This is a genomic window from Pseudomonas reinekei (assembly GCF_001945365.1).
GTDB classification, from domain to species: Bacteria; Pseudomonadota; Gammaproteobacteria; order Pseudomonadales; family Pseudomonadaceae; genus Aquipseudomonas; species Aquipseudomonas reinekei.
Map to the genome: position 1 here is coordinate 199,304 of NZ_MSTQ01000009.1, position 13,568 is coordinate 212,871.

11 protein-coding genes and 1 riboswitch are annotated in these 13,568 nt (G+C 62.2%); of the genes, 9 read left to right on the forward strand and 2 right to left on the reverse strand.

Annotated features, from left to right (window positions below; genetic code table 11):
* On the forward strand, positions 1-1,515 hold the full coding sequence (locus BVK86_RS16940) for a tripartite tricarboxylate transporter permease (RefSeq protein ID WP_075947502.1): 1,515 nt from the start codon (positions 1-3) through the stop codon (positions 1,513-1,515).
* Complete coding sequence (locus tag BVK86_RS16945; protein WP_075947503.1) at positions 1,508-2,551, forward strand: AbrB family transcriptional regulator; 1,044 nt, start codon at positions 1,508-1,510, stop codon at positions 2,549-2,551. The genes BVK86_RS16940 and BVK86_RS16945 overlap by 8 nt, the downstream gene beginning before the upstream one ends.
* 108 nt (positions 2,552-2,659) lie before the next feature.
* Here the strand turns inward: BVK86_RS16945 and ung are convergent, their stop codons facing one another.
* Entirely contained in the window at positions 2,660-3,352 is a 693-nt protein-coding gene (ung, locus tag BVK86_RS16950) for a uracil-DNA glycosylase (protein ID WP_075947504.1), read from the reverse strand.
* A gap of 132 nt (positions 3,353-3,484) precedes the next feature.
* On the opposite strand from ung, the gene BVK86_RS16955 reads away from it, so the two are divergent.
* Positions 3,485-4,597, forward strand: coding sequence for an enoyl-CoA hydratase/isomerase family protein (locus tag BVK86_RS16955; protein WP_075947505.1), 1,113 nt, complete (start codon positions 3,485-3,487; stop codon positions 4,595-4,597).
* Between the two features lie 57 nt (positions 4,598-4,654).
* Here the strand turns inward: BVK86_RS16955 and BVK86_RS16960 are convergent, their stop codons facing one another.
* Positions 4,655-5,107: a hypothetical protein gene (locus tag BVK86_RS16960; RefSeq protein ID WP_075947506.1), complete on the reverse strand. Its 453-nt coding sequence runs from the start codon at positions 5,105-5,107 to the stop codon at positions 4,655-4,657.
* A gap of 380 nt (positions 5,108-5,487) precedes the next feature.
* A riboswitch (guanidine-I (ykkC/yxkD leader) is annotated at positions 5,488-5,587 on the forward strand.
* A 62-nt stretch (positions 5,588-5,649) separates the two neighbouring features.
* On the opposite strand from BVK86_RS16960, the gene BVK86_RS16970 reads away from it, so the two are divergent.
* The 6 genes from BVK86_RS16970 (at position 5,650) to uca (ending at position 13,558) form a co-directional block, all read left to right on the forward strand.
* Positions 5,650-6,717 carry a putative urea ABC transporter substrate-binding protein gene (locus BVK86_RS16970; protein WP_075947507.1) on the forward strand — a complete coding sequence of 356 codons (1,068 nt, stop codon included), beginning with the start codon at positions 5,650-5,652 and terminating at the stop codon, positions 6,715-6,717.
* Positions 6,718-6,732: 15 nt separating this feature from the next.
* Complete coding sequence (locus BVK86_RS16975; protein ID WP_075947508.1) at positions 6,733-7,548, forward strand: ABC transporter permease; 816 nt, start codon at positions 6,733-6,735, stop codon at positions 7,546-7,548.
* Positions 7,545-8,333: an ABC transporter ATP-binding protein gene (locus BVK86_RS16980; protein WP_075947509.1), complete on the forward strand. Its 789-nt coding sequence runs from the start codon at positions 7,545-7,547 to the stop codon at positions 8,331-8,333. The genes BVK86_RS16975 and BVK86_RS16980 overlap by 4 nt, the downstream gene beginning before the upstream one ends.
* A 12-nt stretch (positions 8,334-8,345) precedes the next feature.
* Complete coding sequence (locus BVK86_RS16985; protein ID WP_034150080.1) at positions 8,346-9,071, forward strand: urea amidolyase associated protein UAAP1; 726 nt, start codon at positions 8,346-8,348, stop codon at positions 9,069-9,071.
* Positions 9,072-9,082: 11 nt separating this feature from the next.
* Entirely contained in the window at positions 9,083-9,724 is a 642-nt protein-coding gene (locus tag BVK86_RS16990) for an urea amidolyase associated protein UAAP2 (RefSeq protein WP_075947510.1), read from the forward strand.
* 201 nt (positions 9,725-9,925) lie between these two features.
* Positions 9,926-13,558 (forward strand): urea carboxylase, encoded by a 3,633-nt coding sequence (uca, locus tag BVK86_RS16995; protein ID WP_075947511.1) that lies wholly within the window; start codon positions 9,926-9,928, stop codon positions 13,556-13,558.
* Positions 13,559-13,568 lie beyond the last annotated feature (10 nt).

The window sequence follows — 13,568 nt, forward strand, 5'->3', positions numbered from 1 at the left end:
ATGGATACTCTTGGCTATTTGGGTCAGGGCTTCGGCGTCGCGCTGAGCCCGTACAACCTGGTGACCGCACTCTGCGGCACCCTGATCGGCACCGTGGTCGGCCTGCTGCCGGGCCTGGGGCCGATCAACGGCGTGGCGCTGCTGATCCCCATCGCCTTCGCTCTCGGTCTGCCACCGGAGTCGGCACTGATCCTGCTGGCGGCGGTGTACCTGGGTTGCGAATACGGCGGCCGGATCAGCTCGATCCTGCTGAACATTCCGGGCGAAGCCTCCACCGTGATGACCACCCTCGATGGCTACCCGATGGCCCGCAAAGGCCTGGCCGGCGTGGCGTTGTCGCTGTCGGCGTGGAGTTCGTTCATCGGCGCCTTCATCGCCACCTGCGGCATGGTGCTGTTCGCCCCGCTGCTGGCGAAATGGGCGATTGCCTTCGGACCGGCGGAATACTTCGTGCTGATGGTGTTCGCGATCGTTTGCCTGGGTGGCATGGCCGGCGACCGACCGCTGAAAACGTTTATCGCGGCACTGATCGGTTTGTTCCTGTCGACCGTCGGCATCGACGCCAACAGCGGCGTGTACCGTTTTACTGGCGATAACATCCACCTGACCGATGGCATTCAGTTCGTCGTGCTGGTGCTGGGCCTGTTCTCCATCAGCGAAATCCTCCTGCTGCTGGAAAAAACCCACCACGGACAGGAAGCGGTGAAAGCCACCGGGCGCATGATGTTCAATTTCAAGGAAGCGGCGTCGGTGTTCGTGGTGAACATCCGTTGTGGCGTACTGGGTTTCATCATGGGCGTGTTGCCCGGTGCCGGCGCGACCCTGGCCAGCGCCGTGGCCTACATGACCGAAAAACGCATGGCGGGTGCCAAGGGTACTTTCGGCCAAGGCGACATGCGCGGCCTTGCAGCCCCGGAAACCGCCATCGGCGGCGCCGCCTGCGGTGCGTTGGTGCCGATGCTGACCCTCGGCGTTCCGGGCTCGGGCACCACGGCGGTGATGATCGGCGCCCTGTCGCTCTACAACATCACACCGGGCCCGCTGCTGTTCCAGCAACAACCGGACATCGTCTGGGGCCTGATCGCCTCGTTGTTCATCGCCAACGTGATGCTGGTGATCCTCAACATTCCGATGATCCGCATCTTCACCCGCATCCTCGCCGTGCCGAACTGGGCACTGGTACCGGTGATCGCGATCATTACCGGGATTGGCGTCTACGCGGTGCACGCCACCACCTTCGACCTGTTCCTGATGATCGGCATCGGCATCTTCGGTTATATCCTGCGCAAGCTGGATTTCCCGCTGTCGCCGGTGTTGCTGGGCTTCATCCTCGGTGGTTTGATGGAACAAAACCTGCGTCGCGCCCTGTCGATTTCCAACGGTGCACTGGAAATCCTCTGGTCGAGCCCGATCACGTTCGGTTGCTGGGTGCTGACGGCGATCATGCTGCTGATGCCGCTCATCCGCATCTGGCGCAAACGTTCGGCCGCGCAACGCGCGATTGCCGATGTCTGATCGCTCCCCCTTCAAACTTTGGTGGGGAACCCCGCTGGTCGGCCTGCTGGGCGGTTATCTCGCCAGCCAGGTCGGCTGGCCTTTGCCGTGGATGGTCGGCTCGTTACTGGCGATCATCCTCGTGCGCTGCCTGACACCCTGGCAACTGGCGGAAATCCCTGGCGGGCGCAAGTGCGGCCAGTGGATCGTCGGCATCGGCATTGGCCTGCACTTCACCCCGGTGGTGATGGAGCAGGTGCTGAGTCATTTCGGTTTGATCTTCTTCGGTGCGTTGGTCACCAGCCTGTCGGCCGTGGTCGGTGTCTGGTTGATGCGACGTACCGGTGAGGACCGCGCCACCGCTTTTTTCTCCAGTATGCCCGGCGGCTCCGGGGAGATGGTCAACCTCGGTGCCCGCAATGGTGCCGTGCTCAGCCGAGTTGCTGCGGGGCAGAGCTTGCGCGTACTGGTCGTCGTATTGTGTGTACCGGCAGCATTCAAATACCTGCTGGGCGACGGAGCACCGATTTCCCATGCTGGCAGTATCGATTGGCGCTGGCTGGCGATTTTATTTCCCGCAGGCGCACTGGCCGCCTGGATATGGGAGCGTCTGCGTCAACCCAACCCGTGGCTGTTCGGTCCGTTGCTGGTCAGTGCGGCAGTGAGTATCGGTTGGGATTTGCACATCGGCCTACCCAACGGCGGTAGCCAGATCGGCCAGTGGTTGATCGGCAGCGGTCTGGGCTGTCACTTCAACCGGCAGTTTTTCCGTCGGGCGCCTTCATTCATGGGCCGGACCTTGATCGGTACGGTGTTGACCATGTTGATCGCCACGGCAGCTGCATTGGGCTTGAGTGCGCTGACTCACCTGGATCTGCGTTCGCTGACGCTGGGCATGATGCCGGGCGGGATTGCGGAGATGAGCCTGACGGCGGAGACCCTGCAACTGTCGGTGCCGCTGGTGACGGCGATGCAGGTGATGCGGTTGTTGTTTGTGCTGTTTCTGGCGGAGCCGTTGTTCAAGTACTGGAACCGAAATCCCGATTCAGACAGTTAGACCGAGTCGCGCCCTTCGCGAGCAGGCTCGCTCCCACAGTGGATTTGCGGTGTTCACAAAACCTGTGGGAGCGAGCCTGCTCGCGAAGGGGCCAGCCCGGTCAAACCATCAAACCGGCGGCAATCGCCACTCGATCGGCGTCTCGCCATTCTGCTCAAGAAACTTGTTGGTGCGGCTGAAGTGCCCGCAGCCGAGGAAGCCGCGATAGGCCGACAGCGGTGACGGGTGCACCGAGGTCAGCACCAGATGCTTGGTCGCATCGATCAACTTCTGCTTACTCTGGGCATGAGCGCCCCACAGCATGAACACCAGGTGCGGTTGCTGCTGGCTGACCACTTCGATGATCCGATCGGTAAAAAACTGCCAGCCCTTGTCCTTGTGCGCATTGGCGTTGGCGCGTTCGACGGTCATGGTGGTGTTGAGCATCAGCACGCCCTGCTCGGCCCAGCTTTGCAGATAACCGTGGCTGGGGATGTCGATGTTCAGGTCGCGCTTCAACTCTTTGTAAATGTTCACCAGCGATGGCGGTGCCGGCACGCCCGGTTGCACCGAGAAGCACAAGCCATGGGCCTGGCCCGGGCCGTGGTACGGGTCCTGGCCGAGAATCACGACCTTGACCTTATCCAGCGGCGTGGAATTGAGCGCGTTGAAAATCATCGGGCCCGGTGGATAGATCTCCTTGCCGGCCGCCCGTTCCTGTTGGAGAAAGTTTCGCAACTCTGTCATGTAGGGCTGGTCGAATTCGGCACGCAGGGCCTCCTTCCAGCTCGGTTCGAGTTTGATACGGTCATCAGCAGTCATGGTTACATCCGGCAAAAACAATGGGGCGAACCCTAGGAAAGCGCATCACGCTTGTCAATTGATCTGACACAGATCCGGCACTTTCCTACACAGCGATCATACTTAACCCTCAATTTCCTGATCGAGGTCACGATGAATCTGCACTTCGAAGAACTCACCGGCACCGACGGCGCCCGCATCGGCATTGCCACGCTGGATGCCGAAAAGTCGCTGAACGCGCTGTCCTTGCCCATGATCAACGCCTTGAGCGACAAACTGAACGCCTGGGCCAAGGAGCCGCAAATCGTCTGCGTCCTGCTGCGAGGCAACGGCGCCAAGGCCTTTTGCGCCGGTGGTGAGGTGCGCAGCCTGGTAGAGGCTTGCCGCGACCATCCCGGCGAAGTGCCGCCCCTGGCCGCGCACTTCTTTGCAGCGGAATATCGCCTGGACTTCAGCTTGCATACTTATCCAAAACCGTTGATCTGCTGGGGCCATGGTTATGTGCTCGGCGGCGGCATGGGCCTGCTGCAGGGGGCGAGCATCCGCATTGTCACGCCGAGCAGTCGACTGGCCATGCCGGAAATCACCATCGGCCTGTACCCGGACGTCGGCGCCAGTTGGTTCCTGTCACGCTTGCCCGGCAAGCTCGGCTTGTTCCTCGGCCTGACCGGCGCCCACATGAACGCGCGCGATGCGATCGATCTGGACCTGGCTGACCGCTTCCTGCTCGACGAGCAACAGGAAGCGCTGATCGAAGGCTTGCTGCAACTGAACTGGCAGGAACAGACGCCGATGCAACTCAACAGCCTGCTCAAGGCGTTGCAGCAGGAAGCCGTTGCACAGATGCCCGAACCTCAATGGCTGCCGCGACGCCAGCGCATCGATGAATTGCTGGATGTGAGCGATGTGCGGTGCGCATGGAAAGCCATCAGCCCATTACGCGATGACGCCGACCCGCTGCTCAGCCGCGCCGCCCGAACCATGAGCGAAGGTTCACCGCTGACCGCCCACCTGGTCTGGGAACAGATCGCCCGCGCCCGCCACCTGTCGCTGGCTGAGGTCTTTCAGATGGAATACACGCTAAGCCTCAACTGCTGCCGCCATCCGGAATTCAGTGAAGGCGTGCGCGCGCGGTTGATCGACAAGGATCAGAAACCGCACTGGCACTGGCCGGACATCAATAACGTGCCGGATGCGGTGGTGGAGGCGCATTTTCATAAGGCGTGGGAGGGGCGGCATCCGTTGGCGGATCTTTCTGGATACTGAACGAACTGTGGGAGCGAGTCTGCTCGCTCCCACCGATTGTGTGTCTACAAGGAATGATTAGCGGTGATTGCCCCGGCCGTCGCGATCACCGCGTCCGTTATGGTCACCTCGGCCGCCGTAATTGTTGTTGCGCCCGCCATGGCCTCGGTCGTTGTCCCAGCCGCCACGTTTGCGGCCATCCCAGCCATGATTCTGATGCGCCCGGTAATCAGGACGCGCCTGATAGTAACGCGGTGGCGCCTGGTAATAGCGCGGTGAGGGTTGATAGATCCGCGGCTGCGAGTAGTAGCGCGGCGTTGGCTTGTAATACCGCGCAGGCGGCGCGTAGTAACGGGCTGGCGGCGAGTAATAACCGCCATTGGAATAGTAGCGATCACCACCGGCGTAATAGCCTGGCGCTGGCGAGGTATACACCTCGGAACTGTAGTAGCTGACGCCTCCATCGGAATAAGGCACGCATGCACCAAGGGACAAACCCAACACAGCAATCAGTAGAATTCGAGAGAGCATGGCGGCCTCCTGGACCGCGAGTGAGCCACACCAGCGACGCTGGCAGGCGACAGTCGATTATTCGGCGACTGTCGAAAGATCAGACATCGATTTCAGAATCTGGTGCGTTCCTGCAACAAGTTGAAACATCTCGCCGATGAAAGGTTTTTCATCCATTCACGCGCTGATTAATGCTGCAGGTGGAGATATCCACCCGGTAATAACGGCTGCCCACGCCACATCACAGTGCACCGATGCACCATCACAAAGCAGCTGTTCCCCACTGCACTCACCGAGACTTGCCTCTCCCCCGCGCGCTAGAAGCGTTCTGCAAACTTGGCACGGCTCTCGCTTTAGCAATGGCGTGCAGGAGTCATCACAGGTTCGCGGCACCACAATTTGCAATGGCTGACTAGGGTTCCGGCTCGCTTCGCGAGTGACTGGTCCGAGAGTTGGCGACCTCCAGTTGAGGTTACACGGCGGGACAAAAGCCCGGGAGACAAAGCCACCGCTAACGGTGCCGCGTTGCCTCCTGTCCGCCCCTGATCAACTGGAGAACCACCATGTCCCAGCTTCGTTTACCCGCCCTGCTCGCCGCTGCTTTCGCAGCCCTCGTGAGCGTCTCGTCCCACGCGGCACCCAAAGACCACTTCAGCGTCTGCTGGACGATCTATGCCGGCTGGATGCCCTGGGAGTATGCCGGCAGCCAAGGCATCGTCGACAAATGGGCGAAGAAGTACGGCATCAAGATCGATGTGGTGCAGCTCAACGATTACGTCGAATCCATCAACCAGTACACCGCTGGCCAGTTCGACGGCTGCACCATGACCAACATGGACGCGCTGACCATTCCCGCTGCCGGTGGCGTCGACAGCACCGCGCTGATCGTCAGCGATTTCTCCAACGGCAACGACGGCATCGTGCTCAAGGGCGAAGGCAAGAAAGTCGCCGACCTCAAGGGCATGGACGTCAATCTGGTCGAGCTGTCGGTGTCCCATTACCTGCTGGCCCGGGCCCTGGATTCGGTGGACCTCACCGAGAAGGACCTGAAAGTGGTCAACACCTCCGACGCCGATATCGCGGCGGCTTTCAACACTGATCAGGTCAACGCCGTCACCACCTGGAACCCGATGCTCTCGGACATCAAGGCCAAGCCCGGGGTGACCGAAGTCTTCAACTCCAGCCAGATCCCCGGCGAAATCATGGACATGATGGTGGTCAACAGCGCCACCCTCAAAGACAACCCGGCACTGGGCAAAGCACTGACCGGCGCCTGGTTCGAAGTGGTCGAGTTGATGAACGCGAAGAACGCCGCCGGCAAAGCCGCGCTCGAACACATGGCCAAAGCCTCAGGCACCGACCTTGCAGGTTTCCAGGCGCAACTGGACACCACCAAGCTGTTCGCCACGCCGCAAGAGGCCCTGGCGTTCAGCACCAGCAAGCAACTGCCGGAAACCATGCGCAAGGTCGCCGAATTCTCCTTCCAGCACGGTTTGCTGGGTGAAGGCGCCAAGGACACCAGCGCGGTCGGCATGGCCTTCGCCAACGGCGTGACCAGCGGCGACAAAGGCAACCTCAAGCTGCGCTTCGACCCGAGCTACGTGCAAATGGCCGCCGACGCCAAGTTGTAAGAAGAGGACTTGGCCATGCGCCTGATCAATCGCCACCCGGATCGCCCGAGTCGCCTGTTGCTGGTGATCCTGCCGTTCGCCCTGCTGCTGTTCGCCTACTTCATGGGCTCGGCCGAGCGACTGGCGGACAACCCCAACGACAAGCTGCTGCCCAGCGCCGTGCAGATGACCGATGCGGTGAAACGCCTGGCGTTCGTCGCCGACAGCCGCACCGGTGACTACCTGCTCTGGCAGGACAGTGCTTCGAGTCTGCGACGCCTGGCTATCGGCCTGGGTATCAGCGCCCTCGCTGGCTTATGCCTCGGCATGGCCGCCGGCACCCTGCCGTTGTTTGGCGCGCCGTTGTCGCCCTTGCTGACGGTGTTGTCGATGGTGCCGCCGCTGGCGATCCTGCCGATCCTGTTCATCGTTTTCGGGTTGGGCGAGCTGTCGAAAGTGATGCTGATCGTGATCGGCATCACCCCGGCACTGGCCCGGGATCTGGAACAGCGCGCCCGGGAAATTCCCGTGGAACTGCTGATCAAGGCCCAAACCCTCGGCGCTTCGACCTGGACCTTGATGCTGCGCGTGGTATTACCGCAACTGCTGCCACGGCTGCTGATCTCGCTGCGGCTGATGCTCGGCTCGGCATGGCTGTTCCTGATTGCCGCCGAGGCGATTGCTTCCACCGACGGCCTCGGCTACCGGATTTTCCTGGTACGCCGCTACCTGGCGATGGACGTGATTTTGCCCTACGTGGTGTGGATCACCCTGCTCGCCTGGCTGATGGATTGGGGCCTGAAACGCCTGACCCAACGTGCGTTCCCCTGGTATGAAGGAGCACGGGCATGAGCTTCATCACCGTGAAAAACGTCTGGCAGCAATACGCCGACCAGGTGGTGCTCGAAGGCCTGAACCTGACCGTCAACGAGGGCGAGTTCTGCACCCTGGTCGGCGCTTCCGGTTGCGGCAAATCGACCTTCTTGCGCCTGCTGCTCGGCCAGGAGCGCGCCAGCCGCGGCGAGATCCTGCTCGACGGCCAACCGTTGGCCGGTGAGCCGGATGCCAGCCGTGGCGTGGTGTTCCAGCGCTATTCGGTGTTCCCGCATCTGAGCGTACTGGACAACGTCGCCCTCGGCCTTGAACTGCCGCGCTCGCCATTGCTCGGTCGCCTGTTCGGCAGCGCGAAAAAAGAAGCCCGCGAACAGGCCTCGGCGCTGCTGCACAAAGTCGGCCTCGGGCACTCGCTGGACAAGTACCCGGCGCAGCTCTCCGGCGGCATGCAACAACGCTTGGCCATCGCCCAGGCGTTGATCATGAAGCCGCGCGTGCTGCTGCTCGACGAGCCCTTCGGCGCGCTCGATCCGGGCATCCGCAAGGACATGCACGCGTTGCTGCTGGCGCTGTGGCGCGAAACGCAATTGACGGTATTCATGGTCACCCATGATCTGTCCGAAGGCTTCAGCCTCGGCACCCGTTTGCTGGTGTTCGACAAGGTCCGTCTTGACCCCCATGCACCCGGCCGCTATGGCGCACGCATCACTTACGACATCCCTTTGAACAGCGACCGCCGCACCACCCGTGCCGCCGTCGATGCCTTGCCGGTGCAACTGGCAGGCACGCTTCGTATCGCTTAGAGGAATTTTGAAATGACTGATTCGACCCAACTGTTTCCACCCTTCGCCGAAGAAATGCTCCCCGGTGGCGGCCATCGTTCCTTCGTTTTGAAACGCGGCCAACTGCTGCGCCTGACCGACATTCGCGGTGGCGCCAACGTCAGCCTGACGCTGCTCAACGCCAATGAAAAAACCGAACGCCTGAACCTTCCCGACAGCCTCAAGTGCCAACACACCGCCAAGCTCACCACCGGCCATTGCCTGTACTCGGACATGGGCCGCGTGCTCGCGGCCATCACCGCCGACACCTGCGGCTGGAGCGACAGCCTCGGCGGCGTGCTTTGCGCTGAAGAAGTCGCCGAAAAATATGGCGCCGGGCGCTATCAGGAACTGCGCAACGGCTTCTTCCGCAACGGCACCGACAACCTGTTGGTGGAACTGGGCAAGTGGGGTCTGGGCCTGTCGGATTTGCTGATGACCCTCAACCTGTTCAGCCGCGTCAACGTCGACGACGCCGGACGCTTCCACTTTGTCGAGGGCAATTCCAAGGCCGGCGATTACATCGAGTTGTACGCACCGATGGACACGCTGGTGGTGCTCACCGCCCTGCAACACCCGATGGACCCGTCGCCGCAATACGCACCGAAACCACTGAAGCTCAGCTGGATGAACGCCGACGCCAGCGTCGCCGAACACTGCCGCACCTCGCGCCCGGAAAACGAGCGCGGCTTCATCAACACCGACCGTCTGTTCGCCTGAGGATCGCAGCCATGTCACTCGCTCTCATCAATACTGAAAAGCAGCCAGAAACCGCGATCTACCGCGCCACGATTCCCGCCGGCGAACCCTGGCTGATGGAGGTCAAGGCCGGCCAGACCCTGCGCATTCTCGACCTCGAAGGCAATCAGGCAGTCGACACCCTGTTCTACAGCGTGGCCAATCCGAAGGAACGCTACGACGTACAGCGCACCTTGCGCCGGCAGAACAGCGTCTACTTGAGCACCGGCAGCGTGCTCTATTCCAACCTTGGCAAGCCGATGCTGACCATCGTCGCCGACACCTGCGGCCGTCACGACACCCTCGGCGGCGCCTGCGCGCAAGAGAGCAACACCGTGCGCTACGCCCTGGAAAAACGCTACATGCACAGCTGCCGCGACAACTACCTGCGAGCCTGTGTCCACGATGGCCGACTGGGCAAGGGCGACATCGGGCCGAACATCAATTTCTTCATGAACGTGCCGGTCACCGCTGACGGCGGGCTGACCTTCGAAGACGGGATCTCCGCACCGGGCAAATACGTCGATCTGCGCGCCGAGATGGACGTGATCGTGCTGATCTCCAACTGCCCACAACTGAACAATCCGTGCAACGCCTACAACCCGACCCCTGCGGAGCTGCTGGTATGGAACTGAAATTTTCGCGGTTGCGGCGCTGGCTGTTTGGCCTGTGCCAGGCCCGTTCAGGCCAGTGCCTCAAAAAGTAAAAACACAGTTAATCCCTGTAGGACCTGGCTTGCCAGCTCCTACAGTTGATGTGGATTTCTACATCCGGGACGTCCCGGATGCCTGTCGAAAAACTGCGGGACGGCCCGCATCCCCTTCAGGGGTTATGCCATGTTCGAAAAAGTCCTGATTGCCAACCGTGGCGCCATCGCCTGCCGCATCCTGCGCACCCTGCGTGAGCTGCACGTCCAGGGCATCGCCGTGTACTCCGAAGCCGATGCCGCCAGCCTGCACATCCTGCAAGCCGATGAGGCCCACAGCCTCGGCGAAGGTGCCGCCGCCGGCACGTATCTGGCGGTCGACAAGATCCTCGCCATTGCCAAGTCCACCGGTGCCACGGCGATCCATCCCGGCTACGGTTTTCTCTCGGAAAATGCCGCGTTCGCCGAAGCCTGCGCAGCCGCCGACATCGCCTTCATCGGCCCGACGCCAGAGCAACTGCGCGTGTTCGGCCTCAAGCACACCGCCCGCGCCCTGGCCAAACAACACGGCGTGCCGATGCTCGAAGGCACCGAACTGCTCGACAGCCTCGACGCCGCGCTGACTGCCGGTGAACAGGTCGGCTACCCGGTGATGCTCAAGAGCACCGCTGGCGGCGGTGGCATCGGCATGCGTGTGTGCCGCAGTGCGGCCGAGTTGAGTGAATCCTTCGAAGCGGTCAAACGCCTGGGGCAGAACAATTTCAGCGACGCCGGTGTGTTCATCGAGAAGTACATCCAGCGCGCCCGGCATCTGGAAGTGCAGGTGTTTGGCGACGGCTGTGGCGAGGTGATTGCCCTCGGTGTGCGCGACTGCTCGGTGCAGCGGCGCAACCAGAAAGTCCTCGAAGAAACCCCGGCGCCGAACCTGCCGGACGGCATGGCCGATGAACTCTGCGCCGCCGCGATCAAGCTGGCCAAAGCCGTGAACTACCGCAGCGCCGGCACCGTGGAGTTCGTCTTCGACAGTGACGCCCAGCGCTTCTATTTCCTTGAAGTGAATACGCGCTTGCAAGTGGAGCATGGCGTCACGGAGCAAGTGTGGGGCGTGGACCTGGTGCGCTGGATGGTGCAACTGGCAGCCGGTGACTTGCCGCCGCTGAGCGAGCTGATGCAGGGCTTGCAACCCGAGGGCCATGCGATTCAGGCGCGCTTGTATGCCGAAGATCCGGGCCGGGATTTCCAGCCGAGCCCGGGCTTGCTCACTGCCGTGAATTTCCCGACCGCCAACGGCATCCAACTGCGCATCGACACTTGGGTCGAAGCGGGTTGCGAGATCCCTCCGTACTTCGACCCGATGATCGCCAAGGTCATCAACTGGGCGCCAACGCGTGAAGAAGCCCGCGCCGATTTGCATCGTGCCCTCGGCGACAGCCTGCTGTATGGCGTGGAAACCAATCGCGACTACCTGCGGCAGATTCTGCTCGATGCGCCCTTCGCCAGCGGCCAGCCATGGACCCGCTGCCTGGAGGGCCTGGTGTATCAGGCCAACACCTTTGAGGTGATCAGCGCCGGCACCCAAACCAGCGTGCAAGACTATCCCGGCCGCCTCGGTTACTGGGCCGTTGGCGTTCCGCCGTCGGGGCCGATGGACAGTCGCGCGTTGCGTCTGGGCAACCGTTTGCTGGGCAATGAAGAAGGCGCGGCGGCTTTGGAAATCACCATGAGCGGACCGCTGCTGCGCTTCAATTGCGACGCCGTGGTTGCCGTGACCGGGGCGGTGATTCCGTTGACGCTGAACGGCGAAACCGTGCCGATGAACACGGCATTGCTGATTCCCGCAGGGGAGACGTTGAGCCTCGGCACCATCGCCGGCAGCGGGGCCCGCAGCTACCTGTGCCTGCGCGGCGGCCTGCAAGTCCCGGATTATCTGGGCAGTAAAAGCACCTTCACCCTCGGTCAGTTTGGGGGTCACGGCGGTCGCGCCTTGCGTGCCGGCGACGTGTTGCATGTGCCCGCGCTGAGCGATCGCAGCGTCGGTCAGCAACTGGCGCAAGAACACGTGACCGCGTTGCCAACCGTGCGGCAGATCCGCGTGATCTACGGCCCCCACGGCGCCCCGGAATATTTCACCGAAAACTACATCGGTACCTTCTTCGCCACGCAGTGGGAAGTGCACTTCAACTCCAGCCGCACCGGCGTGCGCCTGATCGGCCCGAAGCCGCAATGGGTGCGTGCCGACGGTGGCGAGGCGGGTCTGCACCCGTCGAACATTCATGACAATCCGTATGCGATTGGCGCGGTGGATTTTACCGGTGACATGCCGGTGATCCTCGGCCCGGATGGCCCGAGCCTTGGTGGGTTTGTATGCCCGGTGACAGTGATCGAGGCGGATCTATGGCAACTGGGGCAGTTGAAGGCGGGGGACAAGGTGCAGTTTTTGCCGGTAGACCTGAAGACCGCCAGAAATCTCGCCTGCAACTGGGGCACCTGTGGGAGCTGGCTTGCCAGCGATGGTGCCCGACCAGACACCGCATCAACTTCATCGCTGCCAAGCCAGCTCCCCCTAGCGCTTATGTCGCCTGTTGTTTTGGAGTTGGGTGAGGGAGACACGCGGCTGGTGGCACGCCTGTCCGGCGATACACATCTACTGCTCGAAATCGGCGCCCCCGAACTCGACCTCGTCCTGCGCTTCCGCGCCCACGCACTGATGCAGGCCCTGGAAAGCAAAACCCTGCACGGCGTGATCGACCTCACCCCCGGCATCCGCTCGCTGCAAATCCACTACCAGCCCGAACAACTGCCACTGGCAGACCTGCTCGGCATCGTGGCCGGCGAATGGGACGCGGTGTGTGCCGCCAAGGACCTGCAAGTCCCGTCGCGCATCGTCCACCTGCCGCTGTCCTGGGACGACCCGGCGTGCCAATTGGCGATCGAGAAGTACATGACCACCGTGCGCAAGGACGCGCCGTGGTGCCCGAGCAACCTGGAGTTCATCCGCCGCATCAACGACCTGCCGAACCTCGATGAAGTGCAGCGCACGGTGTTCGACGCCAGCTATCTGGTGATGGGCCTGGGCGATGTCTACCTCGGTGCGCCGGTCGCCACCCCGCTCGACCCGCGCCACCGCCTGGTCACCACCAAGTACAACCCGGCCCGCACCTGGACCGCCGAGAACTCGGTGGGCATCGGCGGCGCCTACATGTGCGTGTACGGCATGGAAGGCCCCGGTGGCTATCAGTTTGTCGGGCGCACCTTGCAGATGTGGAACCGCTACCGCGACGTCGCCGCGTTCGAGGGCAAACCGTGGTTGCTGCGCTTCTTCGACCAGATCCGTTTCTACCCGGTCAGCGCCAATGAACTGCTGCGTATTCGCCGGGATTTCCCCCTTGGGCGCTTCGACCTGAACATCGAGCACAGCCAGCTGAACCTGGCGCAATACCAGGCATTCCTGGCACAGGAAGCCGAGACCATCGACGCTTTTCGTCGTCAACAACAAGCCGCGTTCAACGCCGAACGCGAGCGCTGGATCGCCAGCGGCCAGGCGCATTTCGACAGCGAGGAACTGGCTCCGGAAGCGACCGAGGATTCGCCGCTGGGCAGCGGCCAACAGAGCGTCGACAGCCACATCGCCGGCAACCTCTGGCAGGTGCAGGTGGAAACCGGCAGCCGGGTCGAGGCCGGTGATGTGCTGGTGATTCTGGAGTCGATGAAGATGGAAATCCCTGTGCTCGCGCCGATGGCCGGCGTCGTCCGCGAGATTCGCGTGCAACCCGGTTCGGCCGTGCGCGCCGGACAGCGCGTCGTGGTGCTGGAACTCGACTGAACCCATTTTG

What these genes read in the sequence shown, in the direction of transcription:
- BVK86_RS16940 (WP_075947502.1), top strand. Translation starts at nt 1, where the DNA reads ATGGATACTCTTGGCTATTTGGGTCAGGGCTTCGGCGTCGCGCTGAGC.
- BVK86_RS16945 (WP_075947503.1), top strand. Translation starts at nt 1,508, where the DNA reads ATGTCTGATCGCTCCCCCTTCAAACTTTGGTGGGGAACCCCGCTGGTC.
- ung (WP_075947504.1), bottom strand. Translation starts at nt 3,352, where the DNA reads ATGACTGCTGATGACCGTATCAAACTCGAACCGAGCTGGAAGGAGGCC.
- BVK86_RS16955 (WP_075947505.1), top strand. Translation starts at nt 3,485, where the DNA reads ATGAATCTGCACTTCGAAGAACTCACCGGCACCGACGGCGCCCGCATC.
- BVK86_RS16960 (WP_075947506.1), bottom strand. Translation starts at nt 5,107, where the DNA reads ATGCTCTCTCGAATTCTACTGATTGCTGTGTTGGGTTTGTCCCTTGGT.
- BVK86_RS16970 (WP_075947507.1), top strand. Translation starts at nt 5,650, where the DNA reads ATGTCCCAGCTTCGTTTACCCGCCCTGCTCGCCGCTGCTTTCGCAGCC.
- BVK86_RS16975 (WP_075947508.1), top strand. Translation starts at nt 6,733, where the DNA reads ATGCGCCTGATCAATCGCCACCCGGATCGCCCGAGTCGCCTGTTGCTG.
- BVK86_RS16980 (WP_075947509.1), top strand. Translation starts at nt 7,545, where the DNA reads ATGAGCTTCATCACCGTGAAAAACGTCTGGCAGCAATACGCCGACCAG.
- BVK86_RS16985 (WP_034150080.1), top strand. Translation starts at nt 8,346, where the DNA reads ATGACTGATTCGACCCAACTGTTTCCACCCTTCGCCGAAGAAATGCTC.
- BVK86_RS16990 (WP_075947510.1), top strand. Translation starts at nt 9,083, where the DNA reads ATGTCACTCGCTCTCATCAATACTGAAAAGCAGCCAGAAACCGCGATC.
- uca (WP_075947511.1), top strand. Translation starts at nt 9,926, where the DNA reads ATGTTCGAAAAAGTCCTGATTGCCAACCGTGGCGCCATCGCCTGCCGC.